The following is a 12,613-nucleotide window of genomic DNA, read 5'->3' as shown; positions in this document are numbered from 1 at the left end:
TCGAGGAAGGCTGGTCCCGCACAGCGCTGCCTCCCCCGTTGCGAACGTCTCCGTCCTCCGTCGGCGAACCGACGCCCTGCGATCCTGCCGTGTGACCGGTGCGGCGGCACGCCCGATACGCGGAAACCGCACCGCGTGGAGGCACCGTGTCGACGCACCGGATCAGGTGAATGTCGCATCCGCCAGGGCGGCGCCGAGGTAGGCCGCGGCCAGGCCCGCCGCAGTGCCGAGGATCGCGTTGGCGGCGGCGAACGCCTTCGCTCCGGTCTCGGTCAGGCGGACGGTCTCGAAGGAGAAGGTGGAGTACGTGCTGAGCGTCGCGCACAGCCCGGGGCCGATCAGGTGTTGGAGGGCCGCCGGCACGGTGGTGGCGGTGGCGGCGCCGGTCAGGAAGCCGAGCCCGGTGCAGGCGGCGAGGTTCACCGCGAGGGTGCCCCACGGGAAGACGCCTCCGTGCCGGGCCTGGATGGCCTTGTCGGTCAGGTAGCGCAGGGGTGCGCCGATGAGGGCGCCGGTGATGACCATGAGCCAGTTCACGCCGAGCCCGCCGTCCGGTCGGCGCGGGGCGGGGCGAGCCGCCGGGTGAGTCCGGCCGCGCCCCACAGCGCGAACAGGGCGGCGGCGAGGGTGGCCGCGAGGTAGGCCGACGCGACGCCCGCGCGTCCGCTGTCGATCAGGTGTCGGGCGTCGACGGCGTAGGTGGAGAAGGTGGTGTAGCCGCCGAGGACGCCGGTGCCGAGGAAGGGCCGCACCAGCGGGTGGGCGGTGGCGCGTTCGGTGATCAGCACCATGAGCACGCCCATCAGGGCGCTGCCGGTGACGTTGATCCAGAAGGTGGTCCACGGGAACGTGCCCGGTGCGGTCGGCCAGATCAGGGTCGCGCCGTAGCGGGCACACGCGCCGATCACGCCGCCCGTCGCGATCGCCGCGAGGATCTCGGCCCGGTGGCCGCGCCGCCCGGGGCGCGGCCAGGGATCGATCGCGGTGTCGGGGTCGACGGGCTCGGCCTGCCACCCGCTCGGCGCGGCGGGTTCGGAGTGTGAATCGGGGCGCTGGTCGGGATGCACGGCGTTCAGGCTCCCACCTGATCGACTTGGCCCCGTGGCGCACGGACACGCACGGGGAAGGTCAGGTAGGGACCGTTGGCGACCGAGTCGCGGTTCGGGTACGGCGGGCCCCACCGCCGCGCGACCGCCCAACGGACGGCCGCACGGCCAGGATACCGACACGTACGGCGGCGTCGGGCGCACCCGGGCCCTCGCCGGAGGGCCGGTCGGCGCGGGGAGCCGGCTTGCGCGGAGGGCGGGGCCGGCCGCCCTAGCGCGTCGCCGGGTCGGTCGCGTCGCGGACGGGCTCGGGCATGGTCCAGCGGTGCTCGCGCCTGGGGTGCAGGTAGGCGTAGTAGTAGAGGTAGCCCGCCGCGACCATGGCCACGGCGATCCCGACCGGGCGCCAGTCGGAGTCGATCGACTCGTACAGCACGTAGGCCATCACGCCGATCACGCCCACCGGCACCCACGGCCAGGCCGGCATCCGGTATGTCGCGTGCGCCGTGGTCCCCTTGATCCGGCCGTACAGCGCGCAGACGGCGACGAAGATGTACAGCACCACCAGGTTCGCTCCGGTGGCCAGGATCAGGGTGTCGAGCGGGACGAGCCACGCGACCACGATCGCGGCGCCGCCCATCACCAGGGTGGCCAGGACCGGGGTGCGCAGCCGCGGGTGCACGGCGGCCAGCGGCCTGCCCACCACGTCGGGCCAGGCCCGGTCGCGCGCGGAGGAATACAGCAGACGGCCGACCTGCAGCATGATCGCGATCACCGCGTTGACGATGGCGATGGCTATGCCGAGGCTGACGACGGTGTTCACCGCGTCGCCGCCGCGTTCGAGCAGGAAGTAGTTCATCGGGGACGGGGCCGCCATGAGTTCGCTCGTACTCGGCGTGCCCAGGAGCACGGCCACCAGCGGGAGGCACTCGGCGACCACGGTGATGCCGAGCGACCACATCACGACCTTGCCGATCGAGGAGACCTGCCGGGTCTCCTCGGCGAAGTACACGGCGGTGCCGTAGCCGTTGTAGGCGAACAGCGCCGTGGCGGCGAAGGACACGACGAGCCCGGCCGAGGCGCCGACCAGGACGTTGCCCTCGCCCAGGGCCTGCGCCGTCCACAGCGTGGACACCGGCTGGTCGACGTGGACCAGGCCGAGCCAGGCCAGGACCGCGATCGCCGCGAGTTCGACCGCCAGGAAGACCCCGGTGACCCAGGCGTTGAGGCGAATGCCCAGTACGGCGACGAGCGAGGCCAGTGCGATGACGGCGAGCCCGGTGCTCTTGCCGCCGAGCGAGCCCCACACCACACCCAGGTAGTCGCCGGTGCCCAGCGCGATCACCGCCACCGTCAGGACTCCGCCGAGCAGGCCGAGCGCGAACAGCGCGAAGCCCGTCGACCGGCCGAGGGTGCGCGCGGCGAAGGCGTACTCGCCGCCGGTGATCGGGAACGCGCTGGACAACTCGGCGTAACACAGGGCCATCAGCATCCCCGCGACGGCCGCGAGGGCGAAGGCCAGGGCCGCGGCGCCGCCGAGCCCGCTGATCGCCGACGGCATGATGATGAAGACGCTCGACGCGGGCGTGACCGAGGACAACGTGATGAACATGTTCTCGCGCAGGCCGAGCGAGCGGGACAGGTCCTGGGCGTAGGCCGTCGGCTGCGCCGACGAGGTGCCGGCGGGCGTCTGACTGCCATCGGTTTCGACCATGAGGCTCCCTTGTCAGTTCTTTGACGCCGGAGTCAACGTTATGGAAGACTTCCACGTCAATAGGCATTCAATAATTTGGCACTCAGGACAAGGAACGGTGCATGGCGCGACCGAGGAACCAGACGGCGAGACGTGAGCAACTGGTCCACGCGGCCACCGCGGCGGTCGGCCGGCACGGTCTGGCCCAGTTGCGGGTGGCCGACATCGCCGAGGTGGCGGGCGTCGCCAGGGGGTCGGTCAGCTACTACTTCAGCGACCTGGGCGACCTGCTGCGGCAGGTGTACCAACAGGCCGCGGACCGCTTCTACACGTCCCGCACCGACACCGCCTCCCGGCTGCCCGACGCCCGCGACAAGCTCGTGGCCTGCGCACGGCGCGGTCTGCCGGCCGGGCCGGAGGACGAACTCGCGGTGGTCCTGTACGAGTTCAGCGCCGCGGCTCGCGACGAGAGCGAATACGCCACGCTGGCCCAGAGCCTGTACGACCGTCAGGTAGCCATGTACGGCTCGATCCTGGAAATCGGGCAGGCCCAGGGCCACTTCCGGTTCACCGAACCGATCCGGGACGTGGCCGCGAACCTGGTCACCCTCGAGGACGGCTACGGCCTGCACATCGTGAGCCGCAACTCCTCACTGCCGCCCGAGCGGGCCCTGGCCCTGATCCTGGCCCATGCCCGCCAGGCCACCGGCTGCCCCGACCTGCGCCCGGACCGAGCCGTCCCCGATCCGGGCGTCCCCGATCCGGGCGCAGCGGGCCGAGACGCGCCGGGGCACGACGCGCCCGACCGGGGCGCGCCGACCCCGGACGCGACCGACCACGGCAGCGGTGGCCACGGCACCGGTGGCCACAGCGCTCCCGACGACGACCCCCGGAAAGGCACCGCGTGAACGCCCCCGCATCATCCCCCCTGACCTCCACCCCGTCGGGGCGACCACGCGCCCGGGCCCTGGGCATCCCCCTCGACGGCACGCCCGGGCCGGCCAACGCGCTCACCGACGTCCCCGGAGTCCGCGTCGGCTACACGACCCTGGTCCAGGGGGCGTCGGTGCGCACCGGCGTCACCGCCGTGTTGCCGCGCGGCCGGGACGGCGTCGGCCTGCCGTGCGCGGCGGGTCGGTACTCGCTCAACGGCAACGGCGAGATGACCGGCAGCAGTTGGCTCGACGAGACGGGCAGCCTGGCGGGCCCGGTGATGATCACCAACACACACGCGGTGGGTCCCGTGCACCGCGGGGTCGTCGACTGGACGGTGGCCAACCGACCCGAACTCGCGCGGCAGTGGCTGCTTCCGGTGGTCGCCGAGACCTGGGACGGCTACCTCAACGACATCAACGGCCCGCACGTACGCGCCGAACACGCGATCGCCGCGATCGACGCGGCCACCCCCGGCCCGATCGAGGAGGGCTGCGTGGGCGGCGGGACCGGCATGAACTGCTATGGATTCAAGGGTGGTTCGGGAACCTCCAGCCGGGTGGTGGAGTACGGGACGGCCCACTACACCGTCGGCGCCTTCGTCCAGGCCAACTTCGGCGCGCGGCGCGAACTGGTCGTCGCCGGACTGCCGGTGGGCCGGCGGCTGACCGAGGACAACCCGATGGAGGACACCGACTGGTTCGCCCCCGGCGGGGCCGGTTCGGTCATCGTGGTGATCGGCACCGACGCTCCCCTGCTCCCGGGCCAGTGCAAGGCCCTGGCCCGCCGGGTCCCGCTGGGCCTGGCCCGTACCGGCACGACCGGCAGCCACTTCTCCGGCGACATCTTCCTGGCCTTCTCCACCGCCAACCCCGGCGCCCTGACCAGCACCTTCCCGCAATCCCCGCCCACGGACGAGGACTACGACACCCTGCGCCACATCCCCTGGGGCCGCGTCGACCCGTTCTACGACGCGACCGTGCAGGCCGTCGAGGAGGCCGTACTCAACGCCCTGGTCACCGCCCAGGAGACCACCGGCCACAACGGTCACCGCACCCCGGCCCTCCCGCACGCCCGCCTGCGCGCCCTGCTCGCCGAACGAGGACCCGACATCGCCGGCTGACACCCCGGGGGCAGCGGGTCGGATCCGGCCTCCGACATCCCGTTCACGCGACCGCGCCGGCCGGATGGCGCGAGGCCCGTCGGGCCTGAATTCGGCCCGAGTACCTCCCTGTACGGTGGTTTTCGGCCGGCGCCGAAAGGCGCGTGCACGGCCTTGAACGAGGGGGTTACGGGGATTTGAAAGTCACGGGGAAACGCCGAATATCGCTGGTCGCCGCCTTCGCGGCGACCGCCGCGATCGTGGGTGGATTGCAGCTCTCGGGCTCGGCGTTCGGCGACCAGAGCGACCAGGACGCCAAGCCGGCTCCGACCGCCGAGGCTCCGGTGCCGACCCGGCAGGCGCTGGAAGGGGTCGAGGCACCCGACACGGGCTGGTCGGATGTGGACGGCACCGTTTTCGTCAACGGGCGGATGACGATTCCCGCGGTAGGCCCCACCAGACAACGCGCGGCCGTTTCCGCCGCCGCGGCGGCACCGTCCGGGCCCGGTTGGAAGTCGGGAGGCGCGACGAAGTTTCTGTCGACCGGCTACACGATCAAGTTCTACGACCAGAAGTCCGTCGACTGGCTGGGTCCGTACGTCAAGCGCTCGGCGGCCGAGATCCAGCGCGAGACGGCGCTGCCGATCAACGTGGACACCAAACCGGTCGGCCACGACTACGTCCGTCCCAAGGGCGAGATCGTGATCGGCGCGTTCCTGAACCCGTGCGTGACGACCACGGACGGCAGTCCGTGGAAGATCGTCATGGACGGTTCCGGCACGCCTGGGTGGAGTTGCGGGTTCCATTCGCGCAGCACTCCGGACACGGTGACCAGCGGGCACGCGTACATCAACACGTCCTTCTTCACCGCCGCCGGCAAGCCCACCGCGCGCTTCGGCGAGGTCGGCATGCGCAACCACATCAGCCACGAACTGGGCCACACCCTGGGCCTGGCGCACGCCGACGACTCGCCCGGGAAGTGCGTCAAGGGCACGGACTCGGGTGAGAACCCGGTCATGTGCACGCTCTTGAACGCCTACCCGGACTCCCGAGCGGGCCAGTACGTCCAGCAGTTCGACGTGCAGGGTCTGCGCTCGCTGGCCGCCGCGACCGGCGCTCCGGTGTCCCCGCAGGGCAAGGTCACCGGGATCGCCGGCAAGTGTCTGGACGTCAAGGGCGGCAAGCCGGCCAACGGCACCCAGATCCAGATCTACACCTGCAACACCGGCCCGGGCCAGTCCTGGATCCTGCACCCGGACGGCACCCTGCGCTCGATGGGCAAGTGCCTGGACAACGCCCGCAACGCGAGCACCGAGAACAACAGGATCTCGCTGTACGACTGCAACGCCTCGGCCGCGCAGAAGTGGCGGATCGACGCCAACGGTCGGATCGTTCACGTCGCGAGCGGCAAGGTCCTCGACGTCAAGGGCGGCAACACCGCGAACAGCACCGTGGTGCAACTCCACTCCGCCAACGCGGGCAAGGGTCAACTCTGGAACGTCCCCAAGTAGGGACGACGGAAGCGGGACACGGAAGCAGGACAACGAACACCCCCGTCGATCGGTGCCGCGAGCCTCGGCAAGCGCGCCGTTCGACAGGGCGGCCCGGGTCGGCTCCCCCGACCCGGGCCGCCTTGCGTTCGACCCGGGGCCGGCGGCCGCTTCGGTCAGCGACCGGAGGTCGGGCGCTTGGGCGGCTCGATGCGCACGCGCCGCTCGGCGGGCGCTTCCTCGATGTCGTCGAGCTGCGCGACGATCGTGCTGCGCAGGTCGTCGTAGTCCGCGAAGTAGTAGTCGTTGAACAGGGTGTAGCCCGTCCACATCAGGTTGGCACACACCCGCGCCGGCACCCGGCCGGTCTGCGCGCCCATGCCGACCAGCGCGACCGACGCGATGCTGCCCGGCGCCTCCTCGTTCTGCCGGTGGATCGCCTGGAACGCGGCGGCACACGCCAGCGCCACGTTCAGCGTCTCGCTGACGTTCTCCGACGACGTCTGCATCGTCGGGGTGGAGATCAGGAACTTCGGGTTGATCGCGCCGGACGAGACGCACACCGCGCTTCCCACCGGGAGGCTTCCCGCGAACCGGTCGCGGATCGCCCGCTGTACGCGCAATTGGATACCCGCCCCGAGGTGGCGCTTGATGACCGCGTCGACCCCGCCGTCCATCCGCCCGCGCGAGTTGGTCGGGGTGACCCAGGCGTCGACCTTCTCATCGAGAATCGAGCCTTGGTGAATCTCGATCCCGGGAGTGTCGGCGAACGCCGCCCGCCACGCCTGCACCACGTCGGCACTGATGTCGGTCAGCACCACCTCGAGCGGCGACTGCGCGCGATTTACCGTCATAATCCACTCCGATCAACAAATGCGTCTTCCCGGTGTCTGCCACTGCTCGAGAACGTTACCGGGCCGCACCGACAATGCGGATGTCGGTCGGGCTGCATACCCTGTCGTCATGATTGCGAGCGCACCGGCCCGGTGCCGGCGACGCTGTCGACGGGGAAGTCCACGAATCCGAATATGTGGGCCTTTTGGGCTCTTTGTCGGCGAGTCCTGGGCTTTCGCGTGGAAATCGTCCGGCTCGCCGATCATGCCCATGTCAGCACGGTTCGATAATTCGGAGCCTGTCCACAATGAGCGACGCCAACGTCACCGCCAACGACTCCGCCACGCCCGACCCGAACGACCCACTGGCCCTCGCCGACCTGTTCAAGGGCGGCGGCGAACCGTGGCTTCCGCTACTGAAGCCGGTCATCGAGGCGCAGCCGGACGCGGCCGCGTTCATCGGCCCGGGCCGCGGCCCCGAGGTCGTCCCCGTCCGCGAACTGACCTTCCAGGCGCTCAAGCCCAATCCGCCGCACAAGTGGAAGGTCGTCGTCTTCGGCCAGAATCCGTACCCGCGGCCGGAGAGCGCCACCGGTATCGCGATGTTCGACAACACCTTCCACGACTGGAAAGACAGCCAGTTCGGCAGGGTGGTCAGTATCCGCTGCATCATCAAGGCAGCGGCCATGTGGAAATACGGAATTCCCAAGAAGACCCCCATCGCCGATATACGCTCCCTTTTGGCGAAGCAGGACACCGTGCAGCCGCCGGAATGGTTCCAGGCGATGCTCACGCAGGGCGTACTGCTGTTGAACGCGGCACTCACCGCCCATAGCGACGGAGCAAGGGCTACCGACCGGCACACCGCGTTCTGGCGTCCGGTGATCGAACGGATCGTGGAGGGAATCCTCGAAGCCAAGCAGAATGCCGACGAGGAGGACCGCAGCGTCGTCTTCGCGTGGTGGGGGGCACACGCGCGCAATCTGAAGAAGGTCGTGCTCCGGCTCGAGAAGAAATACCCCGGCGTCGAGGTCCGGCATATCGACCACGCCAATCCCGCGGCGCAGGGCGACCTCTTCTGCGACGGCGACCACTTCGCCATGGTGAACGACGCCCTCGCGTCGTTGGGCGCGCAGGAGATCGACTGGTTGCCGAGCCAGGGGTGGAACAAACCCGCGGCGGGGACCGGCGGGGCGAACGCCGATACGGCCGAGCGCATGGGCGCGTTCATCGCGTCCACCATGGAGCTGCATCAGCTCTACCTGGAACGGCTCGCCGGCGTCAAGGACGAGGGGCTCGACCTCCCGGCGATCACCGGCGTGTTCGACACCGCGCTGATGGACTTCCGCGACGCCGTCACCCCGGTCGCCGAACTGCTGGCCGGCCTGGACCGGCACGTCGAGCGGTCGCACGAGTTCGGGAAGCGGCGGGCGGACGAGGCGGACGGCAACCTGTCCGCCGACGCGATCGCGGCCCTGTACCTCTACACCTGCGAGTCCACGTTCTACCGGGAGATCAACGCCATTCTGCGCGCCCCGGACCGGGCGAAGGTCGTGCCGTACCTCCCGTATCTGCGGCTGCTGTTCTCCGCGGTGTCGCGGCTTCCCGCGCGTACGGAGCCGTTGTGGCGCGGGGTGTCGCTGGATCTGCGTGCGCAGTACCCGCTGGGCCGGACCGTGACGTGGTGGGGCGTGTCCTCGTGCACGTCCGAGCTGGGCGTGGCACGGGCCTTCCTCGGCAGCCGCGGCAAGCGCACCCTCTTCGAGGTGCTCCCGGCCCGGGCCGTGGGCATCCGCCGCTTCTCCGCGTTCACCGACGAGGAGGAGTTCATCCTCCTGCCGGGCACGCAGCTCAAGGTGACGAGCGTCAAGGCCGAGCGCGGCGGCCTGTGCACCGTGCACCTGACCGAGTTGGAGGAGCAGACCCTCGTGTCGTGATCCACCGCCGGTGCGGTCCGCCGCACCGGCGCTCACGCGGGAAAGGGAACTCGCCGTGCCCGAGCCGGGCGCGGCGAGTTCTTGTCGTCGCCCCCGATCGTCGTCCCCGATCGTTGCCCCCGGCCATCGCCCCCGGCCATCGCCCCCGGTCGTCGTCCCCCGGTCGAGCCCGAGCCGTTCCGGGGCTTCGAACACCCTCAGCAGCCGGGCGGGTTCGACCCGGGCTCCCCGCACACGCCGGCGTCGTCGGAGACCGCCAGTTCGAGCAGGTGGAAGAGGCTGTCGCGTTGGGCCGGGGTCAGCGCGCCCAAGACCTCCTCCTCGGCCGCCGCGAGGGCGAATTCGGCCCCGGCGAGCATGCGCAGCCCGGCGTCGGTGATGTGCACGGTGTGCCGCCGCCGGTCCTCGGGAGAACGCCGGCGCTCGGCGAGTCCGGCGGTCTCGAGTTCGTTGAGCAGCCCCACCACGTTCGCACGATCCAGCGACAACTTCGCCGAGAGCGCCTGCTGGCTGCTGCCGTCGATGTGCCGCAGCACCGTCAGGGCGACCAAGTGCCGCGGACGAAGCCCCAGTTCGGTCAGGACGGCCTCCGAATGCACGCGCATCCTGCGCGCGAGGTGGTCCAACAGGGCGCCGGACCGGCGCGCCGGCTGATTCACCACGGGCAAGGAGGCCATGCAAGGAGGGTACCCATGCCCCCGAAGATATGTATGCTGTGAATCGTTGGCGATGCACAAATCAATCATGGAAGGCAAAGCGATGCCTCACCTGCTGCACATCGACTCCAGCGTCCTGGGCGACCGCTCGATCAGCCGCCGGCTCACCGCGCGCGCCGCGGCCGCCTGGCAGGCCGCGCACCCCGACGGATCCGTCACCTACCGCGACCTCGGCGCCGATCCCCTCCCGCACGTGGACACGGCCTCCGCGTCGGCCGGAGCCGTGCCGGCGGACGAACGCACGTCCGCTCAGGCCGCCTCGTGGGAGCTGGTCGAGCGGGTCGTGGGCGAGGTGAAGGAGGCGGACACGGTGCTCCTGGGCCTGCCGCTGTACAACTACGGCGCGCCCAGCAGCGTCAAGGCGTGGGTCGATCACCTCATCGCCCCCGGCCTGTCCCTGGACGCCGCGACGGGCGAACCGTTGCTGGGCGGCCGGGAGTTCCTCGTTCTCGCCGCCCGCGGCGGCGGGTACGGTCCCGGGACCCCGCGCGAGGGGTGGGCGCACGCCGAGCAGTGGCTCGCGCACGGGGTCTCGCTGACCGGACTGGAACCGGTCTTCATCACCGCCGAGCTCACCCTGGCGCCGGTGCAGCCGGCCATGGCCGAACTGATACCGCTGTTCGAGGAGAGCCTCGCCGAAGCCGAACGTGCCATCGACCGGCGCTGGACCCCGGTGACCGTGGCGTAGCACGCCGACGCCGACGCCGACGCCGGGGCGGGAGCGGGGAGCGGGGGGCGGGATCCGGCACGGGCCGGCCGCCTGCGGGCGCCGGGTCGGCCCGACGGCCGGCGGGGCCCGTGCTCGCGCCCGCCCGTGTCACCCGACCCGCGTCACCCGCCCCGTGTTCACCCGGATCGGGTCGACACCGGCTCGGCCGCGCGGCGACGGTAGGCGTGGATCGCGACCGCGAGGTCCTCCCACGCCATCCCCACACTCTTGAACAGACGCGGCCGGTCGTCGGGAACGACCGCCCGTCCGCGCACCAACTCCGCGATGTTGACCGGCGCGAGCGCCCCGTCGAGCGCCTCCTCGCCGGCGGGGATGATCAGGTCCCCGGCCTCCTCGAGCGCGGCGGCACGCGCCTCGACATACACGGCCGAGCGCCGCACGAGCGCGGTGTCCACCTCGCGCGCGGTCGGTTCGTGGGATCCCACCGCCGCCACGGCGGCGTGGGCGGGGACCAGGCCGCCGTCGAACAGTGGGGTGCGGGCCGTGGTGGCGCACACCACGATGTCGGCGCCGGCCACCGCCTCCGGACCGCCGACGGCCGCCGCGAGACCGAGCGAACGGGCGTACTCGGCCAGCGTTCGGGCCGACGCGACGCGTCGGGCGACCACGGTGAGTCGGGTCAGCGGGCGGATGGCGAGCAGGGCCCGCAGGTGTCCGTACGCCTGCGGGCCCGTGCCGAACAGCACCAGGTGCGACGCGTCGGGCACGGCGAGGCGGCGCAGCGCGACGGCGGTGACGGCCGGGGTGCGGATCGCGGTGAGCGCGGCGCCGTCGAACAGTGCCAGTGGCTGGAGCGTGGGTCCGTCCAGGAGCAGATAGCTGCCGGTGATCCGCGGCAGGCCCCTGGCGGGGTTGCCGGCGGCCACTCCGGCGATCTTGACGCCCACATGGGTCGACAGGGCGGCGGGCATCAGCAGAAGTTCCCCGGCGGGAACGGCGACGCTCGAACGTGCCGGCACCCGCTCGGGATCCAGCCCCGCCACCAGGGTGTGCTCGATCGCCGTGACGGCCTCGATCGGCGTCGAGGCGAGCTCGATCGTGGGGAGTCGGCCCGTCGTCACAGCAGAAACCCGGTGCCGAGGCGGTCGTCGGCGTCGAGCACGAAGCGGTGCTCGCCGGTGCGATGCGCCGTGCCGGTGACCTCGGTGATCACGCCGGCGGGATGTTCGCCGGCGACCCGGCCGGTGAAGACGGTGCCGATGATCGACTCGTGCCGCAGTTCCTCGTGCGGCCCGATCCGACCGCCGTCGGCCAGCAGCGCCAGTCGGGCGGAGGTGCCCGAACCGCACGGGGACCGGTCTATCTGGCCGTCCGCGAAGACGGTGACGTTGCGTTGGTGGGGTCCCGTCGCGGTGTCCGGGAGTTCCTCGTACAGGATGACGCCGTAGACACCGGACAGGCGGGGGTCGTCGGGATGCCGGGTGGCGGGTTCATCCGCGAGGGCGGCGCGGATCTCCCGGCCGATCGCGGTGAGTTCGGGAAGTCGGGCCGGGTCGAGGGCGAGCCCGAGGGCCGCCGCCGAGACGGAGGCGTAGCACGCCCCGGAGTGGGCGATGTCGACGTGCACCGGGCCGCGGGATGTGGTGACCGGGATCTTTCTGCCGGCGACGCCGGTGGGGACGTTGCGGAAGGTCACCGCGGTGGTGCGACCGGCCCGGCGGTGCACGGTGGCGGTGACCCGGCCGGAGGGGACGTCGATGCGCACCCGTGCCGGACCGTCCGCTGGGGCCGCGACCAGTCCCGAGTCCACGGCCCACGCACCGAGCGCGATGGTGCCGTGGCCGCAGGCGGTGGAGTAGCCGTCCTTGTGCCAGAAGAGCACCCCCAGGTGCGCCTCGTTGTCGTCCGCGGGAACCACGAACCCGCCGTACATGCCGCTGTGTCCGCGCGGTTCGCGGGTGAGCAGTCGGCGGATGTCGTCGAGCGGTCCCGGACGCGGGGCGGTGGCGGTGCCGCCCGCGCCGAGGGCGATCGCGCGGCGCTCGGCGACGGTGTCGCCCGCGACGGGGGGCAGCCCGCGCGAGACGATCCGGAACGGTTCTCCCGCGGTGTGGTAGTCGACGGCGTCGATGGTCACAGGGTCGGCACTCACCAGGCAACTCCTCTATGAGATGTGACATGGTACTGACCATC

General features: G+C 71.4%; 12 protein-coding genes. 5 read left to right on the top strand and 7 right to left on the bottom strand.

All coding sequences use genetic code 11. From position 1 onward, the window contains the following. Window positions 1-162: 162 nt before the first annotated feature. From ACWCPW_RS12220 to ACWCPW_RS12210, 3 genes are all read right to left on the bottom strand, one after another. Window positions 163-537, bottom strand: coding sequence for a fluoride efflux transporter FluC (locus tag ACWCPW_RS12220; RefSeq protein WP_449761475.1), 375 nt, complete (start codon window positions 535-537; stop codon window positions 163-165). Further along, a complete protein-coding gene (locus ACWCPW_RS12215; protein ID WP_449761474.1) occupies window positions 534-1,067 on the bottom strand; it encodes a fluoride efflux transporter FluC in 534 nt (177 codons plus the stop codon). Before ACWCPW_RS12215 ends, ACWCPW_RS12220 begins: the two co-directional genes overlap by 4 nt. Window positions 1,068-1,317: 250 nt before the next feature. Beyond that, window positions 1,318-2,760, bottom strand: a complete 1,443-nt coding sequence (locus ACWCPW_RS12210) for an APC family permease (RefSeq protein WP_449761473.1) — start codon at window positions 2,758-2,760, stop codon at window positions 1,318-1,320. 101 nt (window positions 2,761-2,861) lie between these two features. Between ACWCPW_RS12210 and ACWCPW_RS12205 the strand changes: the two genes are divergently transcribed. The 3 genes from ACWCPW_RS12205 (at window position 2,862) to ACWCPW_RS12195 (ending at window position 6,285) form a co-directional block, all read left to right on the top strand. Further along, a complete protein-coding gene (locus ACWCPW_RS12205) occupies window positions 2,862-3,647 on the top strand; it encodes a TetR/AcrR family transcriptional regulator (protein ID WP_449761472.1) in 786 nt (261 codons plus the stop codon). Then, window positions 3,644-4,795, top strand: coding sequence for a DmpA family aminopeptidase (locus tag ACWCPW_RS12200; RefSeq protein ID WP_449761471.1), 1,152 nt, complete (start codon window positions 3,644-3,646; stop codon window positions 4,793-4,795). The genes ACWCPW_RS12205 and ACWCPW_RS12200 overlap by 4 nt, the downstream gene beginning before the upstream one ends. 176 nt (window positions 4,796-4,971) lie before the next feature. Continuing rightward, window positions 4,972-6,285, top strand: a complete 1,314-nt coding sequence (locus ACWCPW_RS12195) for a ricin-type beta-trefoil lectin domain protein (protein WP_449761470.1) — start codon at window positions 4,972-4,974, stop codon at window positions 6,283-6,285. Between the two features lie 155 nt (window positions 6,286-6,440). On the opposite strand, the gene ACWCPW_RS12190 is transcribed toward ACWCPW_RS12195, so the two are convergent. Beyond that, entirely contained in the window at window positions 6,441-7,118 is a 678-nt protein-coding gene (locus tag ACWCPW_RS12190; RefSeq protein ID WP_449761469.1) for a macro domain-containing protein, read from the bottom strand. A 287-nt stretch (window positions 7,119-7,405) separates the two neighbouring features. On the opposite strand from ACWCPW_RS12190, the gene ACWCPW_RS12185 reads away from it, so the two are divergent. Next, entirely contained in the window at window positions 7,406-9,034 is a 1,629-nt protein-coding gene (locus ACWCPW_RS12185) for an ADP-ribosyltransferase domain-containing protein (RefSeq protein WP_449761468.1), read from the top strand. 197 nt (window positions 9,035-9,231) lie between these two features. Here the strand turns inward: ACWCPW_RS12185 and ACWCPW_RS12180 are convergent, their stop codons facing one another. Next, entirely contained in the window at window positions 9,232-9,711 is a 480-nt protein-coding gene (locus tag ACWCPW_RS12180; protein ID WP_449761467.1) for a MarR family winged helix-turn-helix transcriptional regulator, read from the bottom strand. Window positions 9,712-9,778: 67 nt separating this feature from the next. Here ACWCPW_RS12180 and ACWCPW_RS12175 point away from each other — a divergent pair, with 67 nt between their 5' ends. Further along, on the top strand, window positions 9,779-10,438 hold the full coding sequence (locus tag ACWCPW_RS12175) for an FMN-dependent NADH-azoreductase (protein ID WP_449761466.1): 660 nt from the start codon (window positions 9,779-9,781) through the stop codon (window positions 10,436-10,438). Window positions 10,439-10,596: 158 nt separating this feature from the next. Here the strand turns inward: ACWCPW_RS12175 and ACWCPW_RS12170 are convergent, their stop codons facing one another. Beyond that, the gene (locus ACWCPW_RS12170; RefSeq protein WP_449761465.1) at window positions 10,597-11,541 is read right to left on the bottom strand and encodes an ornithine cyclodeaminase family protein; all 945 of its coding nucleotides are present in this window, start codon (window positions 11,539-11,541) and stop codon (window positions 10,597-10,599) included. Further along, the gene (locus ACWCPW_RS12165; protein ID WP_449761464.1) at window positions 11,538-12,572 is read right to left on the bottom strand and encodes a proline racemase family protein; all 1,035 of its coding nucleotides are present in this window, start codon (window positions 12,570-12,572) and stop codon (window positions 11,538-11,540) included. The genes ACWCPW_RS12170 and ACWCPW_RS12165 overlap by 4 nt, the downstream gene beginning before the upstream one ends. Between the last annotated feature and the right edge of the window lie 41 nt (window positions 12,573-12,613).

It is taken from the genome of Embleya sp. NPDC001921, from assembly GCF_053594475.1.
Note: the sequence above shows the minus strand (reverse complement) of the source record. Positions and strands in the feature narration are given on the sequence as shown.